Raw genomic sequence first — 22,719 nt, 5'->3', positions numbered from 1 at the left:
CGTATACTTTTGCAAGTACGTTAGTGATTGCTGCAGTTAGTGTAGTTTTACCGTGGTCAACGTGGCCGATTGTACCAACGTTTACGTGCGGTTTTACGCGTTCAAACTTTTCTTTTGCCATCTTAAAAAATTCCTAATAAAGAAATTAAAGCCTGACTCACTATTGAGCCAGACAAGCTAAAATTATATAACAGCGCGAGCTGAAATTATTGTATCTGCGACATTTTTAGAGGCTTCAGCGTACTTCACAAACTCCATAGAGTATGAGGCACGGCCCTGTGTTGCAGATCGTAAAGCAGTTGCATAACCAAACATTTCAGAAAGAGGAACTTGCGCATTAATTTGCTTAAGTCCACCTAATGCATCTTCCATGCCTTCGATTATGCCGCGGCGACGGTTTAAGTCGCCAACTACATCACCCATATTTGAATCAGGAGTGAGTACTTCAACCTTCATTACTGGCTCTAAAAGTACAGGGTTAGCTTCAAGCGCCCCGTTTTTCATTGCCAGTGAACCTGCTATTTTAAATGCCATTTCATTCGAATCTACATCATGGAATGAACCATCATATAAAGTCGCTTTAACGCCAAGTAATGGGTAGCCTGCCAGTACACCTTGAGACATTTGCTCTTGGATACCTTTGTCTACCGCAGGAACGAATTCTTTAGGAACTGAACCACCTACGGTTTCGTTAACGAACTCGTAAATTGGTGACTCATCATCCGTAATATCCATCGGTTCAAGTTTAATCCAAACGTGTCCATATTGGCCACGACCACCTGACTGACGTATAAACTTCCCTTCAACCTTAACAGTTGAACGAATAGCTTCTCGGTATGAGACCTGCGGCTTACCAACGTTACATTCAACACTGAATTCACGTTTCATACGGTCGACGATGATATCTAGGTGAAGTTCACCCATGCCAGAGATTATAACCTGGCCTGATTCTTCGTCAGTTTGTACGCGAAAAGAAGGATCTTCAGCAGCTAGTTTACCTAGTGCGATACCCATCTTATCTTGGTCAGCTATAGTGCGGGGCTCAACCGCAATAGAGATTACTGGTTCTGGGAATTCCATACGCTCAAGCGTAATAATAGAATTCGGATCACACAGTGTTTCACCTGTTGTTACGTCTTTAAGACCAATAGCTGCCGCGATGTCGCCTGCGAAAACTTCTTTGATCTCTTCACGAGAGTTTGAATGCATCTGTACGATACGGCCAAGTCGCTCACGCTTACTTTTTACTGGATTATATACCGTGTCACCCTGTTTAACAGTACCAGAGTAAACACGGAAAAAGGTCAAGGTTCCAACGAACGGGTCTGTTGCAATCTTAAATGCGAGTGCAGCAAACGGCGCTTTATCATTAGCTGGACGTTCTTCCTCAGTACCATTCTCTAAGATACCTTGGATATGTTTCACTTGCTCTGGTGACGGCATATATTCAACAACGCCATCAAGCACAGCTTGAACGCCTTTGTTTTTAAATGCGCTACCACAAGTAACTGGAACAATCTCATTTGCTAATGTTCGTTGGCGTAAAGCATTTTTAATTTCTGCTTCACTTAACTCTTCACCTTCTAAGTATTTATCCATTAGTTCTTCTGTTGCTTCAGCAGCGCTTTCAACTAAATGAGCGCGCCATTCTTCAGCTAATTCCAGAAGTTCTGCCGGTATTGCCTCATAAGAGAAAGTCATACCCTGGTCCGCTTCGTTCCAGTTAATCACTTTCATTTTTATAAGGTCAATAACACCTTTAAAGTCGTCCTCAGCGCCTACAGGCAACTGAATTGGAACAGGCGTTGCTCCAAGACGAGATTTCACCTGGCTGACCACTGCTAAGAAGTCTGCGCCCGTGCGATCCATTTTATTTACGAAGATCATTCTCGGAACTTCGTATTTGTTCGCTTGACGCCAAACTGTCTCAGTTTGCGGCTGTACACCAGATGAAGCACAAAGAACAACTACCGCACCATCTAATACGCGTAAAGAACGCTCTACTTCGATAGTGAAATCTACGTGTCCTGGAGTATCAATAATATTGATACGATGGGCGTCAAATTGAGCGTCCATCCCTTTCCAAAAACACGTTGTTGCAGCAGAAGTGATTGTGATACCACGCTCTTGTTCCTGCTCCATCCAATCCATAGTTGCAGCGCCATCATGTACTTCACCGATCTTATGAGAAAGACCTGTGTAGAACAGAACACGTTCTGTTGTGGTGGTTTTGCCTGCATCTACGTGAGCAACAATACCTATATTACGATAGCGCTCAAGTGGAGTTGTACGTGCCATATGATCCTCTTAAAGGTTAAAGACAGATTACCAACGGTAATGAGCGAATGCTTTATTCGCTTCAGCCATACGGTGAACGTCTTCACGTTTCTTAACCGCAGTGCCTTTATTATCAGAAGCGTCAACGATTTCTTGAGCTAAACGTAAGCCCATAGATTTTTCGCCACGCTTACGTGCAGCGTCTACTAACCAACGCATACCTAATGCGTTACGACGAACTGGACGTACTTCAACTGGTACTTGATAAGTTGAACCACCAACACGGCGAGATTTAACTTCTACCTGTGGGCGGATGTTATCAAGTGCAGTTTCAAAGATTTCTAGGTGCGACTTGCCTGATTTCTCAGCAGCCACGTCTAGCGCACCATAAACAATTTTTTCAGCAGTAGATTTCTTGCCGTCTAACATCACGATGTTAACGAATTTAGCAAGAAGTTCCGATCCGAACTTAGGATCTGGAAGAATTTTACGTTGACCGATTACGCGTCTTCTAGGCATTTTGTATCTCCGGTTTATTCAGGTTTGCTCTTTCGAGTCAATCACCCAAAACAATAATTATAAATATTTAGTGCTTGGCCTTACTAACGGAATACAATTACCCTTTAGGGCGTTTTGCACCGTATTTAGAACGAGCTTGACGACGATCGCTAACGCCTGCACAGTCAAGTGCACCACGAACAGTGTGAAAACGCACACCTGGTAAATCTTTAACACGACCACCACGGATTAGGATTACACTATGCTCTTGAAGGTTATGACCTTCACCGCCAATGTATGAAGTTACTTCGAAACCGTTAGTTAAACGTACACGTGCTACTTTACGTAACGCCGAGTTTGGTTTCTTAGGTGTAGTTGTATATACGCGAGTACATACACCGCGCTTTTGCGGACACGCTTTTAGTGCAGCTGAGTTACTTTTCGTAACCTTGCTACGGCGTGGCTTACGCACTAGCTGGTTAATAGTTGCCATTTAAATAGCTCCTGAAATTAAAATTACTACTGAAAAAAATAAAAAATCCGCCCTTTATTTACGAGCCTGCATTAAGCACACAAGTAAATGGGTGGCGGAATTTTAATGAGCAAAGTTTAACCTGTCAACCTAAACTAATCGTAAGACAGCATATAACTGCCTTACGATCACTTAATCTATTGATTAAGAACAGTTTATTGATTTCCAGACAAATCAGCATTTAGAGCGTCTGTAAGTGCTTGAGTCGCCTCTTCTGCACTTACTGTTTGCTCTTCTACTACTACTTTGCTTTGTTTACGGCGAGCCATACGTTCTTGATGATACGCAAAACCGGTACCGGCTGGGATCAAACGACCCACAATTACGTTTTCTTTAAGACCGCGAAGCTCATCGCTCTTACCATTCACTGCCGCATCTGTAAGAACACGTGTTGTCTCTTGGAAAGACGCTGCAGAGATGAAAGATTCTGTTGCTAGTGATGCTTTTGTGATACCCATTAACTGGATTTCAAACTTAGCTGGTATCTTACCTTGTTTTTCAAGGTCACGGTTTGCGATATTAACGCGCGCCACTTCGATTTGTTCACCGGCTAAGAAGTCAGTATCACCGCCGTGTATAATGGTACATTTACGAATCATCTGACGGATAATTGTTTCAATGTGCTTGTCATTGATCTTAACGCCTTGCAAACGGTAAACCTCTTGCACTTCGTTAACGATGTAGTTAGCAACATGAGTCACACCACGTAGGCGTAAGATGTCATGCGGCGATTCAGGACCATCGGCGATAACTTCACCTTTAGACACTTGCTCACCTTCAAACACGTTAAGTTGACGCCACTTAGGAATCATTTCTTCGTAATGATCACCTTCAGCTGGAGTAATAACTAAACGTTTCTTACCTTTAGTCTCTTTACCGAAGCTAATAGTACCTGTGATCTCAGCTAAGATAGCTGGCTCTTTAGGTTTACGCGCTTCAAATAAGTCGGCTACGCGTGGTAGACCACCCGTGATATCACGAGTTTTCGAACCTTCTTGTGGTATACGTGCTAACACGTCACCAGGGTTTGCTGTAACGCCGTCAATAACTTCAATCGTAGTGAATGAAGGAAGACGTGTTTCTTGCAGACCGCGCTCTTCACTTTCAATGATAAGCTTAGGTTCTTTAGTATTTACTTTAGCAAGATCTTTAACAACTACACGGGTTAAACCTGTTAGTTCATCAGTCTGTGCTTCAGTATTTGAGTCATCGATGTCGCTAAACGATACTTTTGACTTATGCTCAAGAACGATTGGGTGACTATGCGGGTCCCAAGTAGCAACGATGTCGTTACCTTGAACTTCAGCATTGTCTTGCACTGTTAATACCGCACCGTAAGGTACTTTATAACGTTCTTTTTCACGACCATAGCTATCAATGATAGTGATCTCAGTAGAACGTGAGGTAATAACAATCTTACCATCTGTATTTAATACATATTTAGCGTTATGAAGTTTTAATGTACCGTTAGTTTTAACTTGTACATTATTTTCAGCTGACGCTCTTGATGCCGCACCACCGATGTGGAATGTACGCATCGTAAGCTGTGTACCCGGCTCACCGATTGACTGCGCCGCGATAACACCTACTGATTCACCCGCGTTGATGATATGACCACGTGCAAGGTCACGACCATAACACTTAGCACATACACCAAAGTCGTTATCACATGTGATAACAGAACGTACGCGAACTTCATCCACTGAGTGCTCTTCTAAAAGGTCACACAGTTTTTCGTCAAGCATGATATTACGCTCAACAAGTACAGTATTAGTACCTGGAATTACAATATCTTCAGCAACAACACGACCAAGAACACGTTCACGAAGTGCTTCTACAACATCACCACCTTCAATAAGCGGTTTCATTGTTAAGCCATCTTCTGTGCCACAATCATCTTCGTTGATTACCAAATCTTGTGCAACGTCTACTAGACGACGCGTTAGGTAACCCGAGTTAGCTGTTTTAAGTGCAGTATCGGCAAGACCTTTACGCGCACCATGCGTTGAGATGAAGTACTGAAGTACGTTTAGACCTTCACGGAAGTTAGCTGTGATTGGCGTCTCGATGATTGAACCATCTGGACGTGCCATTAGACCACGCATACCCGCCAACTGACGAATCTGTGCAGCACTACCACGAGCACCTGAGTCGGCCATCATAAACACTGAGTTAAATGACGGTTGCTCTACTTCTTCACCTTTAGCATTAATAACTGTGTCTTTTGACAAGTTAGCCATCATCTCACGTGACAAGTTTTCGTTTACACGTGACCAGATATCGATAACTTTATTGTACTTTTCACCAGCCGTTACAAGACCTGATTGGAATTGTTGGTTGATTTCAGTAACTTCAGCTTCAGCTGATTCAATGATCTGTGCTTTAACCGGTGGGATAACTAAGTCATCAATACCGATAGAAACACCTGATTTCATTGCATAATGGAAACCGGTGTACATAACTTGGTCAGCAAAAACAACAGTGTCTTTAAGACCTAGACGACGGTAACATTCATTCAATAAGCTAGAAATCTGCTTTTTACCTAATGCTTGGTTGATTGACTCAAACGGCATACCTTTAGGTAAAATTAAAGATAGAATTGCACGACCAACAGTTGTATCGATTACAGTAACAGTGTCTTCTACTATGCCGTCTTCGTTTTTAACTGATTGGCTAATACGTACTTTCACGATTGCGTGAAGGTCAGCATTGCCACTGCGGTATGCTTTTTCTGCTTCTTTTGGATCTTTAAATATCGCGCCTTCGCCTTTAGCGTTAATGCGGTCACGAGTCATGTAATAAAGACCCAATACAACATCCTGTGAAGGAACGATGATTGGCTCACCATTCGCAGGAGATAGAATGTTGTTTGTTGACATCATCAATGCACGAGCTTCAAGCTGCGCTTCGATTGTTAACGGTACGTGTACCGCCATTTGGTCACCATCGAAATCGGCGTTGTACGCCGCACATACTAATGGATGCAAATGGATCGCTTTACCTTCGATAAGCACAGGCTCAAACGCTTGGATACCCAAACGGTGAAGTGTTGGTGCACGGTTAAGTAATACTGGATGTTCACGAATTACTTCGTCAAGTACATCCCATACTTCCGGAACTTCACGTTCAACCATCTTCTTAGCTGCTTTGATTGTCGTAGCCATGCCGCGACGCTCTAATTTACCATAGATAAATGGTTTGAATAGCTCAAGTGCCATCTTCTTAGGAAGACCACATTGGTGAAGCTTAAGTGTAGGACCTACTGTGATAACAGAACGGCCTGAATAATCTACACGCTTACCAAGTAGATTCTGACGGAAACGACCTTGCTTACCCTTGATCATATCAGCAAGAGATTTAAGAGGACGTTTGTTAGAACCTGTAATTGCACGACCACGACGACCGTTATCAAGTAGCGCATCTACCGCTTCTTGTAACATACGTTTTTCGTTGCGTACAATAATGTCTGGTGCTGCTAAATCTAGTAGACGCTTAAGACGGTTATTACGGTTAATAACACGACGGTAAAGGTCATTTAGATCAGATGTCGCAAAACGACCACCGTCTAATGGTACTAATGGGCGTAGATCTGGTGGCAATACTGGAAGTACTGTCATGATCATCCACTCAGGGTTATTACCTGATTGGTGGAACGATTCCATTAACTTAAGACGTTTAGTGATTTTTTTACGCTTAGTTTCAGAGTTAATTGTTGGTAACTCTTCACGCATCTCAGCAATTAATTGAGCAAGATCAAGTTCACGAAGCAAGTCTAAAACTGCTTCAGCACCCATCTTCGCTTCAAATTCATCACCGTGCTCTTCTAGTGAATCTAAGTATTCTTCTTCACCTAATAGTTGACCACGCTCAAGCGTTGTCATACCAGGCTCAGTTACTACGAATGATTCGAAGTAAAGAACACGTTCAATATCACGAAGCGTCATATCTAGCATTAAGCCAATACGTGACGGTAATGATTTTAAAAACCATATATGTGCAACTGGGCTCGCAAGGTCGATATGACCCATACGATCGCGTCGCACTTTAGTGAGTGTTACTTCAACGCCACACTTTTCACAGATCACACCACGGTGTTTAAGGCGTTTATATTTACCACATAAACACTCATAATCTTTCACTGGGCCGAAAATACGGGCACAGAATAAGCCGTCGCGCTCAGGCTTGAAAGTACGGTAGTTAATAGTCTCAGGTTTCTTTACTTCACCGTATGACCATGAACGAACCATGTCTGGTGAAGCAAGACCAATGCGAATTGCATCGAATTCTTCGGTCTTATTTTGTTGCTTCAGAAACTTAAGTAAGTCTTTCACCTTAGCTCTCCTGTCGGAGTTAATCTTGAGGACGGATAGTCTCGTCCCTACATTCTATTCAGCCGTAACAGATGCTGCAGCGTTAACTGCAGCATCTAATTGGCTTAATTTTCTTCCAACTCGATGTTGATACCCAGTGAGCGGATTTCTTTCAACAATACGTTGAACGATTCTGGCATACCTGGTTCCATTTTATGGTTACCATCAACGATGTTTTTATACATCTTAGTACGACCGTTCACGTCATCCGATTTCACTGTTAGCATTTCTTGTAGAGTGTAAGCAGCACCGTAAGCTTCAAGTGCCCATACTTCCATCTCACCAAAACGCTGGCCACCGAACTGTGCTTTACCACCCAGCGGCTGCTGAGTAACAAGGCTGTAAGAACCAGTAGAACGTGCGTGCATCTTATCGTCAACCAAGTGGTTAAGTTTAAGCATATACATGTAACCAACAGTTACTTGACGTTCAAACTGATCGCCAGTACGGCCATCATAAAGTGTAACCTGACCACTTCGAGGATATCCACCAAGCTCAAGCATGTCTTTGATTTCGCTTTCTTTCGCGCCATCAAATGCAGGAGTAGCTATTGGTAAACCACCTTTTAAGTTTTCAGCTAGACGACGAATTTCGTCATCAGTGAAGCTAGCAATGTCTACAACTTGGCGAGATTCACCAATTTCGTAAGCTTGCTTGATGAATTCACGCAGCTCATGAAGCTCACGTTGTTCTTTCATCATCTCTTCAATACGTTCACCGATACCACGTGCAGCAAGACCCATATGTGTTTCAAGGATCTGACCGATGTTCATACGCGATGGTACACCTAGTGGATTCAATACGATATCTACCGTACGACCTTTGTCATCGTAAGGCATATCTTCTACTGGTACGATAGTCGAGATAACACCTTTGTTACCGTGACGACCCGCCATTTTATCACCCGGTTGGATACGACGTTTAACAGCTAGGTATACTTTAACAATCTTAAGTACGCCTGGTGCTAAATCATCACCTTGGGTAATTTTACGACGTTTGTTTTCAAACTTTTTATCGTATTCAGCTTTAAGCTCATCGTACTGTGCAGCTAGTTGCTCAAGCTCAGCTTGCTTGTCTTCTTCAGCAAGGCTTTGCGTAAGTACTTTTTCAGCATTAAGAGATGCAAGTTTTTCTTCATCAAAACCAGCAGCTATAAGTAGCTTGCGTGCACGGTCTAAAACGCCTGCTTCTAAAATACGGAACTCTTCGTTGAAGTCTTTCTTCGCTTCGCGAAGCTGCATATCTTCAACTTCTAACGCACGTTTATCTTTTTCAACACCATCACGGGTGAAAACTTGCACGTCAATTACAGTACCAGTTACAGAGTTTGGTACACGTAAAGAGCTGTCTTTAACGTCAGACGCTTTTTCGCCGAAGATAGCACGTAGTAGCTTCTCTTCAGGTGTAAGCTGTGTCTCGCCTTTAGGAGTCACTTTACCTACTAGGATATCGCCGCCTTTAACTTCAGCACCAATATATACAACGCCTGATTCATCAAGCTTGCCTAGCGCAGACTCACCCACATTCGGGATATCTGCAGTGATCTCTTCAGGACCTAATTTAGTATCACGGGCAACACACTGTAGTTCTTGAATATGGATAGTCGTTAGACGATCTTCTTCAACTACGCGCTCTGATAACAAGATTGAATCTTCGAAGTTGTAACCGTTCCATGGCATGAATGCCACGCGAAGGTTTTGACCAAGGGCTAAGTCACCTAAGTCAGTCGAAGGACCATCTGCTAACACATCACCACGAGAAACCGGTTCGCCAACCATACAAGTTGGTTTTTGGTTAATACATGTATTTTGGTTAGAACGTGTGTATTTGGTTAAGTTGTAGATGTCGATGCCCGCTTCACCAGGGATGCGTTCTTCTTCATGTACATTTACAACGATGCGACTTGCGTCAGCATACATTACTTCACCACCACGTTTAGCAACGATAGTTACACCAGAGTCTTTCGCTAGTGTTAACTCAATACCAGTACCTACTAACGGTTTATCCGCTTTCAATGTTGGTACTGCTTGACGTTGCATGTTTGAACCCATCAATGCACGGTTAGCATCATCGTGTTCTAGGAACGGGATAAGTGCTGCCGCTACAGAGATCACCTGTTGTGGTGATACATCCATATACTGCTGGTCCATGCGACCCATAAAGGTAGATTCACCTTTGTGACGACATGGAATAAGTTCATCAACAAACTCATTGGTTTCAGTTAAGTTTGAGTTCGCCTGTGCGATAACAAACTGACCTTCTTCAATGGCTGATAAGTAATCAACTTCATCAGTTACAACACCATCTACCACTTTGCGGTAAGGTGTTTCTAAGAAACCGTAGTCATTTGTACGTGCGTACGTAGACAACGAGTTAATTAGACCGATGTTTGGACCCTCAGGAGTCTCGATTGGACATACGCGACCATAGTGAGTTACGTGAACGTCACGTACTTCAAAGCCTGCGCGTTCACGAGTTAGACCGCCCGGACCTAATGCAGAGATACGACGTTTATGCGTAACTTCTGATAGTGGGTTATTTTGGTCCATAAACTGTGATAACTGAGACGAGCCGAAGAACTCTTTAACCGCTGCCGAAATAGGCTTAGCGTTAATAAGATCTTGTGGCATTATCGCGTCAAGGTCACCTAAGCTTAAACGCTCACGTACAGCACGTTCAACACGTACTAGACCAACACGGAATTGGTTCTCAGCCATTTCGCCAACACTACGTATACGACGGTTGCCTAAGTGATCGATATCATCAACATCGCCTTGACCGTTACGAATAGCAATTAATACTTTCATAACAGACACGATGTCTTCTTTGCTTAATGTGCCTGGGCCTGTGTCTGTATCGTAACCAACACGGCTATTGAACTTCATACGACCTACAGTAGATAAGTCATAACGCTCTTCAGAGAAGAACAAGTTCTGGAATAAGGCTTCAGCCGCGTCTTTCGTCGGTGGCTCGCCTGGGCGCATCATGCGGTAAATTTCTACTAGTGCTTCTAAACGGCTGCTTGAAGAGTCAATGTTCAATGTATTTGACATGTAAGCACCGCTGTCCACTTCATTGATATATAACGTATCAATTTTAGTGTGACCGGCTTTAACCAATTCAGCCATTAGCTCTAGAGTTAGCTCGTCATTTGCATTTGCAATAACTTCACCAGTTGACTCATCAACATAGTTTTTAGCTACAATACGGCCAATGATGTACTCATGTGGTACTTCTAATTGCTTAATGCCTTTCTTCTCGATGCTCTTGATGTGGCGAGCCGTAACACGACGACCGCTTTCAACAAATACTTCACCGTCTTCGCTCTTGATATCAAAAGCGGCAGTTTCACCACGTAAACGCGAAGGTACAAGTTCCATAAGAACTTTACCATTCGTTACTTCAAACGTAGTGTTATCGAAGAACATATCTAGGATTTCTTCGCTAGAATACTCTAGTGCACGTAGGATGATAGACGCCGGTAATTTACGACGGCGGTCAATACGTACATATAAGTTATCTTTTGCATCAAATTCGAAGTCTAACCATGAACCACGGTAAGGTATAACGCGTGCGTTATATAATACTTTACCCGATGAATGGGTTTTACCGCGGTCGTTATCAAAGAATACACCAGGGCTACGGTGTAGCTGAGAAACGATAACACGCTCTGTACCATTGATTACAAAAGTACCGGTATCTGTCATGAGCGGAATTTCGCCCATGTAAACTTCTTGCTCTTTAATGTCTTTAACTGTGCCTGGTGCTTCTTTGTCCATAACAACAAGACGCAGTTTCACGCGAAGTGGAGCAGAATAAGTCACACCGCGAATTTGACATTCTTTTACATCGAAAACTGGCTCACCAATACGGTAACTTACGTATTGAAGCTCAGAATTTCCCGAGTAGCTTTTAATAGGGAACACAGAACGGAAGGCAGCTTCCAAACCATGATCGCCATCAGCGTCCGGCACTAAGAATTTTTTAAACGATTCTAACTGTGTAGACAGTAAAAAAGGTATATCCAAAACTTGTGGACGTTTACCAAAATCCTTACGGATACGTTTCTTTTCAGAATAAGAGTAAGCCATGGGGTTCCTCAGCTTGCTGATCTTTGACCCGACCTGTTCTTGTAAGAACAGACTTAACTGGCAGCTATGCCAAGATTTTACAACATTTAACTGTTGTTCTAATTAGATCCCACTTTAACACTAGCAAACTATAAAGCGTTGAAAGTAAAGAAAAAATCAGATTTTATTTGAACTAAAAGAGTGCATCACTCTATAGCGCAAAAAGGCCGGTGATTAAATAATCACCAGCCCTTGCCTGATTTCTCAGGCAGCGAACTTAGCAAAAGCTAAATTACTTAACCTCAACTTCAGCACCAGCTTCAGTAAGATCTTTTGCAAGTGCTTCAGCTTCTTCTTTAGATACACCTTCTTTAACAGGTGTAGGAGCAGCTTCAACAAGAGCTTTCGCTTCTTTAAGGCCAAGGCCAGTTGCGCTACGAACAGCTTTGATTGCAGAAACCTTGTTAGCGCCAGCGCCAGTAAGGATTACGTCAAATTCTGTTTTCTCTTCAGCAGCTTCAGCAGCTGGACCAGCTACCATTGCAGCTGCAGCAGTTACGCCGAATTTTTCTTCCATTGCTTCGATAAGAGCAACAACGTCCATTACTGACATTTCAGCAATTGCGTCAAGGATTTGGTCTTTAGATACAGACATTACAAATTTCCTAATAATTAACGGACATTAAGTCCAAATAAATTTTACACCGAAAGTGAGATTAAACAGCTTAAAATTAAGCAGCTTGCTCTTCTTTCTGTACACGTACTGCTTCAATTGTTTTACACAATTTGCCAGCAGACGCTTCTTTCATAGCACTCATTAAGCGTGCAACAGCTTCATCGTATGTAGGTAATGTAGCAAGCATTGCTGCATCAACAACATTTCCTTCAAAAGCGGCCGTTTTAAGCTCGAATTTCTCATTCTTTTTCGCGAAATCTGAAAAGATACGCGCAGCAGCACCTGGGTGCTCTGATGAGAAAGCGATTAAGCTTGGACCAACAAATGAATCAGAAAGACACTCAAAATCTGTTCCTTCAAGAGCACGTTTTGCTAAAGTGTTACGGACAACTTTCATCCAAACACCATTTGCACGAGCTTCTTTACGAAGGGCAGTGATTGCGCCAACTGTTACACCACGAGAATCTGCAACAACTGCAGATAGAGCACCATTGGCTGCTTCGTTGACTTCAGCAACTATTGCTTTTTTGCCTTGAAGATTTAAAGCCATGGGTGTTACTCCTGGTTTAATGGGGGTACCGATTATCGGATTCCCCTGTTCTACTCTTCCCTACCAAACAAGGTAGAGATGCTTTTTACGGCGAGAGCCAGAAGGATTAGGAAAAATCTATCTGGGGTCTACACCGTCTACGTAGGTGAATATTAAGGCCGAAGCCACCTACGGTCTTGGACGGAAGCCCAATTTATCGTTAACCCCGAAGGCTTAACGAAATTATGGACTTCAACCCGAATTCTTTACTTTGCAAATTAATAAATTAATCAACAAAATGGCGCGAAATTATAGTACAAATTTCACGCCATGTAAACACTCAATTAAGCAACAATAGTGCTTAAAGTGTTTTGGTCAACAGAAACACCTGCGCCCATTGTTGTAGAGATAGTTACTTTCTTCAAGTAAACACCTTTAGCTTGAGAAGGTTTAGCCTTCTTAAGCGCAACAATTAGAGCTTCAAGGTTTTGTTGTAACTGCTCTGCAGTGAAATCAACCTTACCAATAGTAGTATGGATGATGCCATTTTTGTCATTACGGTAACGTACTTGACCTGCTTTAGCATTTTTAACTGCTTCTGCAACGTTAGGCGTTACAGTACCAGTTTTAGGGTTTGGCATTAGACCACGTGGGCCTAAGATTTGACCTAGTTGACCAACAACACGCATAGCGTCTGGTGATGCAACAACAACGTCAAAGTTCATCTCGCCTTTTTTAACTAGTTCAGCAAGATCTTCCATACCTACTAATTCAGCACCGGCTTCTTTTGCAGCTTCTGCATTAGCGCCTTGTGTGAATACAGCAACACGAACGTCACGACCAGTACCGTTAGGTAGTACAGTAGCACCACGAACGTTTTGATCAGATTTACGAGCATCGATACCAAGGTTAACGGCAACGTCAACACTTTCTACGAATTTAGCTGTCGCTAACTCTTTTAAAAGAGCAACTGCTTCATTGATTTCGTAATCTTTAGTTACTTCCACTTTTTCGCGGATAGTACGCATACGTTTAGTTAATTTAGCCATTTCTTAGTCCTCTACGTTCAAGCCCATCGCACGCGCAGAACCTGCGATAGTGCGAACCGCTGCGTCCATATCGGCAGCTGTAAGGTCAGTTCGTTTTGTCTCAACAATTTCTTCAAGTTGAGCACGAGTTATTGTGCCTACTTTATCAGTGTTAGGACGGCCTGAGCCTGACTTGATACCAGCAGCTTTCTTAAGTAAGTAAGCAGCAGGTGGCGTTTTCATGTCGAACGTAAATGAACGGTCACCGTAAACAGAGATCACTACAGGAACTGGAGCGCCTTTTTCGATAGACTCTGTACGTGCGTTAAACGCTTTACAGAATTCCATGATGTTTACACCGTGTTGACCTAGTGCAGGACCTACTGGAGGACTAGGATTAGCCATACCAGCGGCAACTTGTAGCTTGATTAGAGCTTCAACTTTTTTAGCCATTATAAATACCTCATTTGGTGGGTCTCAGCCTTGTGCGCGCGAGGACGCGTACTCTAACGGCTTCCCAGTTTAAAAATTGGTTTCGTACTTTTTGCACAGTAAAAAATAAATTTTACCTTAATACAAAAAGGCCGCTGATTATAAGTTAATCAGCGGCCTTTTTCAAGCTTCATGCCAAAATTTAAATAAAAATTAGCGAAGCTTTTTTAATCAATTACTTATCTTGCTCAACTTGACCGAATTCAAGCTCAACTGGCGTAGAACGACCAAAAATAAGTACAGATACTTTTACGCGGCTCTTTTCGTAGTCAACTTCTTCAACTACACCACTGAAATCTGCAAATGGACCATCTGTAACGCGTACAACTTCACCTGGTTCAAATAATGTAGCAGGTTTAGGTGCTTCAGCATTTTCTTGTAGGCGATTAAGAATGCGCTCAGCTTCTTTAGGGCTGATAGGAGCAGGACGATCAGACGTACCACCAATAAAGCCCATAACGCGTTCTGTGCTGTTCACTAAGTGCCAGCTTGCGTCATTCATATCCATTTGTACTAATACGTATCCGGGGAAGAATTTACGCTCAGATTTACGCTTTTGGCCAGCGCGCATCTCAACAACTTCTTCAGTTGGTACTAATATTTCACCAAAGCTCGATTCTAGACCTTCGATTTTAATATGTTCAATTAACGTTTGAGCTACACGCTTTTCGTAACCAGAAAAGGCCTGTACTACATACCAACGTAACTTAATTTCTTTGTTCTCGTTCTCATCCGACATGGGATCAGATCTCCAATCCAGTTAAAAAGCCTACAGCGCGGAATAAAATGCCATCTAATCCCCAAAGGATAAGTGCCATAATCACTGTTGCAACCATTACAATTAATGTCGTGTGGGTAGTTTCTTGGCGCGTTGGCCAAATAACTTTGCGTACTTCAATTCGAGCTTCTTTAGCGAAAGCAAGAAAGTTACGTCCCTTAAATGTTTGCGAGGCAATTGCTAATCCGGCCGCTATTGCAACAACAACGCCAATAGCACGTAGTAATACAGATTGATCTGCATACATGTGATTACCAACAACTGCGCCTGCAAGTAGCGCGATTGCTACTAACCACTTTACTGACTCCATCGCACTTGATGGTGTTTCTACATTCGTGCTCATAATATTATTACCTTAACTACAGACACAACAACCCTACACTACGGCAGGGTTAATCCATTAAAATCTAAACTTAAAAACAGACTTAATTTAAACCGGTTTTTAATCTCAGACTACTCAAATAACAAGTAAAACTGGCAGGGGCGGAGAGATTCGAACTCCCAACCATCGGTTTTGGAGACCGCTGTTCTACCAATTGGAACTACGCCCCTGCAAAGTGGATGCCTATTATACTTACGCAGTTCATTAACACAAGCCTAAAAGATACCCACATTGGAAAATCTAATTAATTAATTACATTATTGTTTAAACTGCTAATAATTTAATCGGTTAGATAAACCTACAATCCAAAGATATTGATTATTTCCCTATGGTTTTATAAACGTCACTTAACAAGCTTGAAGCACCAAACCTAAATGTATTTGCTTGCAAATAATCATCACCCATTATTGCGCGTGCTAGCGCTAAATAATCACTAGCATCAGCAACAGTTTTAACACCGCCGGCCGCTTTAAAGCCCACACGTTTGTTTGAGTTTTTAATGGCTGTTAGCATAATTTTTGTTGATTCAAGCGTGGCATTTACAGCCACTTTACCCGTACTGGTTTTTACAAAATCAGCACCGCCTTCAATTGCAAGCTCCGTGGCTTGAGTAATAAGCGCGTCAGTTTTTAGCTCGCCGCTTTCTATTATTACTTTAAGTTGCGCGCGCGACCCACACGCTTTTTTACTTTCGCTTACATAGCTAAGTACAGTTTGAGCATCGCCCGCTATTAGTTTTTTATAAGGAATAACCAAATCAATTTCGTCTGCGCCGCGCTCTATAGCAATAAGTGTTTCGTTAATTACATCACTCAGTGGAGCATCACCCGTTGGAAAGTTAGTAACTGTTGCGACTTTTACGTGGTTTAGCTCACGCGCTGCGAGTGCTATTTTTGCATCATCAACAAAGTCGCTATAAACACATACAGCGGCAGGCGTGCCCAGCGTCGGGTTTATACTATCAACAAGTGCTTGAATGCTTTTGGTGGTATCGCTGGTGTTTAAGCTTGTTAAATCCATCAGTGCGACTGCTAATGCGGCATCTTTTTGGTGTTGTGTCATTAGAGCTCCGTTGCTTATGTAATACCAATTTTATTAAAAACATGATCATTTTAGCGTATTAAATAACGCACTAACTAGGTTAAAAACTATTTATATAGAACAACTATGTATCATAATTTTAGCCTTGTTATTGAGCTATTTTCTCGTCGCTATAATAGATCACTAATTTAATGCAAATGGTATAAGTACAAAATTTGATATGCCTCCATATTAACAAATTAAACTAAACTCGCTATAGCTCATAACCAAACACTATAAGCTGGTTATTTTACTTGTAACTCGGCGCAATCCCTTGTTAACTAGCTCTTAGGCCTAAAAAGCCCACCTATTATAACTTTTGGTTATATCAACTTGGTTTTAATTATTTTTTACTTATTGATAGCCGCTATATTCTGCTTATCAGAATAAAGCGTTTTCTTATATTTGAATTTGTTTAGGGGTCTTATTAACGTGCAGTATTTACCTATCTTTACCAAACTCGACAACAAACCAGTATTGGTTGTTGGCGGTGGAGAGGTCGCATTACGCAAATGTCGCGCGTTTTTAAAAGCGAGAGCAAGCGTTACTTTAGTAGCACCTTGGTTTTGCGACGAACTAAAAGAGCATGCACATAATAATGAAGTAACGCTTATTGATGCTTATTTTGATGAATCGCACCTTGATGGCAAAATGCTTGTTATTGCTGCAACCGACCGCGATGAAGTAAACAATAACGTATTTGAACTTGCCAATGCCCGCAATGTGTTTGTAAACGTGGTTGATGACCAACCTAAATGTACGTTTATATTCCCATCCATTGTTGACCGTGACCCAATTACGATTGCTATATCAAGTGCTGGCACAGCGCCGGTACTTGCGCGTCGCTTACGTGAAAAGCTCGAAACCCTTATTCCGCATCATATTGGCCCACTTGCAACACTTGTCGGTGGCTTTAGAGACAAAGTAAAAAAACGCTTTAAGCATTTTTCAGACCGCCGCCAATTTTGGGAAGGCGTGTTCGACTCATCTGTTGTGAGTAAAGTACAAACCGGCGATACCCAAGCCGCACAGCAGCAACTAGAGCAAATGCTAGATGCAAAAGCAGAACCTGAAGGCGAAGTATACGTAGTAGGTGCAGGCCCTGGCGATCCAGAGCTTTTAACACTTAAAGCACTGCAACTTATGCAACAAGCCGACGTCGTCGTTTACGACTTTTTAGTCTCTGACGAAATTATGGAACTAGTGCGCCGCGATGCTGACCTTATTTGTGTAGGTAAACGTTTGGGCGATCATAGTGTTGTTCAAGAAGATACCAACCAAATGCTGGTCGACCTTGCTAAACAAGGCAAAAAAGTATGCCGCATTAAAGGTGGTGACCCGTTTATTTATGGCCGTGGTGGCGAAGAAGTACAAGTACTGGCTGCTAACAACGTAAATTATCAAATTGTACCGGGTATTACAGCCGCTGCAGGTTGTAGTGCTTACGCGGGTATTCCGCTTACGCATCGCGACCATGCACAAGCCATTCAATTTGTAACTGGCCACTGTAAAAAAGACGGTCAAGAACTTGATTGGCAATCGCTGGCAAAAGCAAATCAAACGCTGGCTATTTACATGGGCGTAATTAAATCGCCGCACATACAAGGCGAGCTTTTAAAACATGGCCGCAAAGCCGACACCCCTGTTGCCATTATCGAAAACGGTACACGTAAAAATCAGCGTGTAGTAACAGGTCAATTAGGCGAACTTGCCGACTTAATTGAACGCAACAGCATTATATCGCCTGCACTACTCATTATTGGCGAAGTAGCCGCCCTGCACTCGCAACTAGCGTGGTTTGGGAAAAACGAGCAAACAAGCAGCTTTGCACAGCCGCTAACAGATGTATCAAATACATAACCGAATTTTAAATTTGTAACTTTTAATCATTTTAGTAGGACGACTAACAATGGCTTTAACTCACCTTCAGCAACTTGAAGCTGAAAGTATCAAAATCATGCGCGAAGTCGCCGCTGAGTTTGAGAACCCAGTAATGCTTTACTCTATTGGTAAAGATTCGTCGGTACTTTTGCACTTAGCGCGTAAAGCATTTTACCCTGCAAAAATACCGTTTCCGTTATTACACGTAGACACCAACTGGAAGTTTCGTGAAATGATCGAGTTTCGCGACCGTATAGCTAAAGAATACGGCTTTGACCTACTGGTACACAAAAATCCAGAAGGTATTGAAATGGGTGTAGGCCCGTTTACGCATGGCTCGGGTAAACATACCGACATAATGAAAACCCAAGGCTTAAAACAAGCGCTAGATAAATACGGCTTTGATGCTGCATTTGGTGGCGCACGCCGCGACGAAGAAAAGTCACGCGCAAAGGAGCGTGTTTATTCGTTCCGCGACAAACACCACCGTTGGGATCCTAAAAACCAACGCCCAGAGCTTTGGAATACCTACAACAGCCAAGTTAATCCGGGTGAGAGCATTCGTGTTTTCCCATTATCTAACTGGACTGAGCTTGATATTTGGCAATACATTTATCAAGAAAACATCGAAATGGTGCCATTGTACCTAGCTAAAGATCGCCCAGTAGTTGAGCGCGACGGTACTTTGATTATGGTTGACGATGAGCGTATGCCTCTTAATGAAGGTGAAGTACCGCAAATGAAATCTGTTCGTTTTCGTACACTAGGCTGCTACCCACTTACCGGTGCAGTTGAATCAACAGCAAGTACTTTAACCGAAATCATCGAAGAAATGCTGCTATCTACGTCATCTGAACGTGAAGGTCGTGTTATTGACCATGATTCAGCAGGCTCAATGGAGAAGAAAAAACGTGAGGGGTATTTTTAATGTCTAGCCAAAATAACGATACATTTAACGAAGTAAAAGAAATAGGCATAGACGCCTACCTAGCACGCCAACAAGATAAAAGCTTATTGCGTATGCTTACGTGTGGCAGCGTAGATGACGGTAAATCAACATTAATTGGCCGCCTACTGCACGACAGCCACCAAATTTATGAAGATCAGCTAGCCGCCCTTCACAAAGATAACGAAAAAGTAGGTAATGCAGGTGAAGATCTTGACCTTGCATTATTGGTTGATGGCCTACAAGCTGAGCGTGAGCAAGGCATTACCATTGACGTAGCGTACCGTTACTTTTCAACAGCTAAGCGTAAATTTATTATTGCCGACACACCTGGGCACGAGCAATACACCCGCAACATGGTAACGGGTGCATCAACAAGCGATGTAGCCATTATTTTGGTTGATGCGCGTTACGGCGTACAAGTACAAACTAAGCGCCATAGCTTTATTTGTGACTCGCTGGGCATTAAGCAGTTTGTCGTTGCCGTTAATAAAATGGATATCGTTGATTTTGACGAAACCGTGTATGAAAAAATTAAGGCCGATTACCTTAAATTTGCTGAGCAACTTAACGTATCAAACATTAAGTTTGTGCCTATGTCGGCGCTTAAAGGCGACAACGTAGTAACACGCTCTGCACATACACCGTATTACACCGACAAGCCGCTACTAGAATTACTAGAAGATTCGCCAGCAGCCGAAACAGATACAGGCTTTGAAGCGCGCCTACCTGTGCAATATGTAGTGCGTCCTAACTTAAACTTCCGTGGTTTTCAGGGCACACTTACATCGGGCAAGATGCACGTAGGCGATGCTATAAAAGTATTACCGTCGGGTAAAACATCAAGCATTAAAGAAATTGTTACCTTTGATGGCAACCTAGACAGCGCCGAAGCAGGCCAAGCAATTACCGTTACCCTAAATAACGAAATTGATATTAGCCGAGGGGATGTAATCGTACCTGCAAATTCAACGGCCGCTGTAACTAACCAGTTGCAAGCTAAAATTGTGTGGATGCATGAATCGCCATTAGTGTTGGGTAAAAGCTATAACCTAAAATTAGGTAGCAAAAACACCTCAGCTATTGTTAAAAAAATTGACTACACAATTGATGTAAACACGCTTGAGCACGGCACTAGCGACTCATTACAGCTAAACGAAATTGCGATTGTAACGCTTGAACTAACCGAAACTATTTTGGCAGACGAGTACCACAGCAATCACGAAACAGGCTCGTTTATCCTAATCGATCGCTTATCAAACCTAACTGTTGCTGCCGGTATGATTGAGCAAGTACTGCAAAGCCAAACAAAGCAAAGTAACTTTAGCGAATTTGAAGTTGAATTTAACAGCTTAGTACGCAAGCACTTTCCGCATTGGCAAGCGCTTGATATTTCTAAGTTATAAGTTAACTTTAGCCTGTTAGGAATTTAAAAGCATGGTAGAACAGCTCGTTTTAACAGGCATTATGCTTACCTTAGTCGGGTGCCTTTTTGGCACCCGTATTAATCCAGCATGGTTATTTGTAAGCGCTATTGGTACTAGTTATTTAGCCGGATTAATTGATCTTGAAAGCATGTTAGTTAATTATGCTAACCCGTCGCTTATCACTTTAGTACTATTGGTGTTAGTGTCGACCGCAATAGAAAAAACCACCCTAATTCAAAAGTTAGCGCAATCGCTATCTAAAGGTAGTTTAGTAAAATCGGTAACAAAATTGGGGTTATCAACCGCCTTTTTATCGTCGTTCACTAACAATACCGCCGTTGTTGCATCGCTTATTACCGCGATAAAAGACAATCCTAATCACTCCCCTTCAAAGCTATTGTTACCGCTGTCGTACACTGCTATTTTGGGCGGCACTATTACGCTTATTGGTACATCAACCAACTTAATCGTCAATGGCTTTGCAGTAGATGCGGGCATGGAACCGCTGGGCTTTTTTGACTTTACCTTAGTAGGTTTAGGCGCGCTAAGCGTAGGCCTAATTACTATTTTAGTAATGCTTAAATACTTACCCGACAACGGTAAAAGCGACCAAGAAGTCGTGCCTTTTTACCTAGAAGGTAAAGTACAAGCAAGCTCAAAATTAATAGGCCAAACCGTAGAAGAAAACGGCCTGCGTGATTTAAAAGACTTATTCCTTGCTGAAATTATTCGCGACGAGAGCCGCATTTGCGCAGTCACTCCACAGCAAATTATTCAAAAAGACGACGTGCTGCTGTTTGTAGGTGACATAAAATCGGTGCCATTACTTACCCGTTTCGACGGCCTAAAAGTAGTGCACGAGAATCATCAAAAAGACATAGAACACTTAGTAGAAGTAGTTGTAAGTCAATCTTCAAAATTTATTGGCAAAACCGTAAAAGAAGCCCGCTTTAGAGAACAGTTTCATGCTGCTGTTATTGCCATTCGCCGTGGTCACGACCGCTTACAAGGCGGCCTTGGGCAAGTGCAATTACAAGCTGGCGACTCACTAATACTTGCCCCAGGCAAAAACTTTTATACCTTGCCTAACTTAAAGCGCGAATTTGTGTATATTTCAGGGTTTGACTTACAAGCCCACCTTGCACCTAAGCAATCAAACATTGTGCTACTAAGCTTTGCCGCAGTACTGGGTTTAAGTATTATTGGCATAGTGCCGCTGGTTAAAGGCTTATTAGTATTACTGATTGGCTTAATGCTCAGTGGCACCATAAAACTTAACGAAGTAAAACGCCGTTTTCCTATCGAGTTACTCGTAGTTGTAGGTAGCGCCATTGGCCTTGCCAAGTTAATGATAGGCACCGGACTTGCCGGGCAAATATCCGACGCCATGTTTATGGTACTTGGGGATTTTGGCCCGTACGGCGCATTTATTGCCATATTTTTAATGACCGTATTATTTACCGAGCTTATTACTAATAACGCAGCAGCTGCCTTGTCGTTCCCTGTTGCTTACTCGCTCGCGGTTGGTTTTAATGTAGACCCGCTACCATTTATTATGGCGGTTGCCTTTGGCGCATCAGCCAGCTTTATATCGCCATTTGGGTATCAAACTAATCTAATGGTTTATAGCGCGGGTAACTATCGCTTAAAAGATTACATAGTGATGGGCTTACCCCTTTCTATTATTTATTCAATCACGGTATTAACCTTGATCCCGCTGGTATTTCCGTTTTAATACCTGCGCTCACAGCAT

Annotated in this window: 17 protein-coding genes and 1 tRNA gene; 4 read left to right on the top strand and 14 right to left on the bottom strand. The window is 42.5% G+C overall.

Annotated elements, in window-relative coordinates:
* The 14 genes from I6F10_RS15920 to deoC all read right to left on the bottom strand — a co-directional run.
* A partial coding sequence (locus I6F10_RS15920) for a GTP-binding protein (RefSeq protein ID WP_021031985.1) occupies window positions 1-121 on the bottom strand: 121 nt, incomplete at its 3' end.
* Between the two features lie 62 nt (window positions 122-183).
* Window positions 184-2,298 (bottom strand): elongation factor G, encoded by a 2,115-nt coding sequence (gene fusA, locus I6F10_RS15915; RefSeq protein ID WP_197099118.1) that lies wholly within the window; start codon window positions 2,296-2,298, stop codon window positions 184-186.
* Between the two features lie 27 nt (window positions 2,299-2,325).
* Complete coding sequence (rpsG, locus tag I6F10_RS15910) at window positions 2,326-2,796, bottom strand: 30S ribosomal protein S7 (RefSeq protein ID WP_010555004.1); 471 nt, start codon at window positions 2,794-2,796, stop codon at window positions 2,326-2,328.
* Window positions 2,797-2,893: 97 nt separating this feature from the next.
* Window positions 2,894-3,268, bottom strand: coding sequence for a 30S ribosomal protein S12 (rpsL, locus tag I6F10_RS15905; RefSeq protein WP_002958885.1), 375 nt, complete (start codon window positions 3,266-3,268; stop codon window positions 2,894-2,896).
* Between the two features lie 194 nt (window positions 3,269-3,462).
* The gene (gene rpoC / locus I6F10_RS15900; protein ID WP_165743938.1) at window positions 3,463-7,638 is read right to left on the bottom strand and encodes a DNA-directed RNA polymerase subunit beta'; all 4,176 of its coding nucleotides are present in this window, start codon (window positions 7,636-7,638) and stop codon (window positions 3,463-3,465) included.
* A 104-nt stretch (window positions 7,639-7,742) separates the two neighbouring features.
* Entirely contained in the window at window positions 7,743-11,768 is a 4,026-nt protein-coding gene (gene rpoB / locus I6F10_RS15895) for a DNA-directed RNA polymerase subunit beta (protein WP_197099117.1), read from the bottom strand.
* A 271-nt stretch (window positions 11,769-12,039) separates the two neighbouring features.
* Window positions 12,040-12,402, bottom strand: a complete 363-nt coding sequence (gene rplL, locus I6F10_RS15890; protein ID WP_002958882.1) for a 50S ribosomal protein L7/L12 — start codon at window positions 12,400-12,402, stop codon at window positions 12,040-12,042.
* A 76-nt stretch (window positions 12,403-12,478) separates the two neighbouring features.
* Window positions 12,479-12,973 carry a 50S ribosomal protein L10 gene (rplJ, locus tag I6F10_RS15885; RefSeq protein WP_002958881.1) on the bottom strand — a complete coding sequence of 165 codons (495 nt, stop codon included), beginning with the start codon at window positions 12,971-12,973 and terminating at the stop codon, window positions 12,479-12,481.
* A gap of 323 nt (window positions 12,974-13,296) precedes the next feature.
* Complete coding sequence (gene rplA, locus I6F10_RS15880; protein WP_002958880.1) at window positions 13,297-14,001, bottom strand: 50S ribosomal protein L1; 705 nt, start codon at window positions 13,999-14,001, stop codon at window positions 13,297-13,299.
* Between the two features lie 3 nt (window positions 14,002-14,004).
* The gene (gene rplK / locus I6F10_RS15875; protein ID WP_024603865.1) at window positions 14,005-14,433 is read right to left on the bottom strand and encodes a 50S ribosomal protein L11; all 429 of its coding nucleotides are present in this window, start codon (window positions 14,431-14,433) and stop codon (window positions 14,005-14,007) included.
* Window positions 14,434-14,647: 214 nt separating this feature from the next.
* Complete coding sequence (nusG, locus tag I6F10_RS15870) at window positions 14,648-15,211, bottom strand: transcription termination/antitermination protein NusG (RefSeq protein WP_002958878.1); 564 nt, start codon at window positions 15,209-15,211, stop codon at window positions 14,648-14,650.
* 4 nt (window positions 15,212-15,215) lie between these two features.
* Window positions 15,216-15,593, bottom strand: a complete 378-nt coding sequence (gene secE / locus I6F10_RS15865) for a preprotein translocase subunit SecE (RefSeq protein ID WP_002958877.1) — start codon at window positions 15,591-15,593, stop codon at window positions 15,216-15,218.
* Between the two features lie 132 nt (window positions 15,594-15,725).
* A tRNA-Trp gene (locus tag I6F10_RS15860) sits at window positions 15,726-15,802 on the bottom strand.
* Between the two features lie 148 nt (window positions 15,803-15,950).
* Window positions 15,951-16,694 carry a deoxyribose-phosphate aldolase gene (gene deoC, locus I6F10_RS15855; protein ID WP_165743937.1) on the bottom strand — a complete coding sequence of 248 codons (744 nt, stop codon included), beginning with the start codon at window positions 16,692-16,694 and terminating at the stop codon, window positions 15,951-15,953.
* Between the two features lie 450 nt (window positions 16,695-17,144).
* Between deoC and cysG the strand changes: the two genes are divergently transcribed.
* From cysG to I6F10_RS15835, 4 genes are read left to right on the top strand one after another with little or no spacing between them, the layout of a single operon-like run.
* Window positions 17,145-18,572, top strand: a complete 1,428-nt coding sequence (gene cysG / locus I6F10_RS15850; RefSeq protein ID WP_002958874.1) for a siroheme synthase CysG — start codon at window positions 17,145-17,147, stop codon at window positions 18,570-18,572.
* A 49-nt stretch (window positions 18,573-18,621) separates the two neighbouring features.
* Window positions 18,622-19,521 carry a sulfate adenylyltransferase subunit CysD gene (cysD, locus tag I6F10_RS15845; RefSeq protein WP_002958873.1) on the top strand — a complete coding sequence of 300 codons (900 nt, stop codon included), beginning with the start codon at window positions 18,622-18,624 and terminating at the stop codon, window positions 19,519-19,521.
* The gene (gene cysN, locus I6F10_RS15840) at window positions 19,521-20,945 is read left to right on the top strand and encodes a sulfate adenylyltransferase subunit CysN (RefSeq protein ID WP_024603862.1); all 1,425 of its coding nucleotides are present in this window, start codon (window positions 19,521-19,523) and stop codon (window positions 20,943-20,945) included. The genes cysD and cysN overlap by 1 nt, the downstream gene beginning before the upstream one ends.
* A 31-nt stretch (window positions 20,946-20,976) precedes the next feature.
* Window positions 20,977-22,701, top strand: coding sequence for an SLC13 family permease (locus tag I6F10_RS15835; protein WP_165743935.1), 1,725 nt, complete (start codon window positions 20,977-20,979; stop codon window positions 22,699-22,701).
* The last annotated feature ends 18 nt before the right edge of the window (window positions 22,702-22,719 follow it).

Origin of the sequence: Pseudoalteromonas sp. SWYJZ98 (genome assembly GCF_015864495.1) — a bacterium.
GTDB classification, from domain to species: Bacteria; Pseudomonadota; Gammaproteobacteria; order Enterobacterales; family Alteromonadaceae; genus Pseudoalteromonas; species Pseudoalteromonas distincta.
Note: the sequence above shows the minus strand (reverse complement) of the source record. Positions and strands in the feature narration are given on the sequence as shown.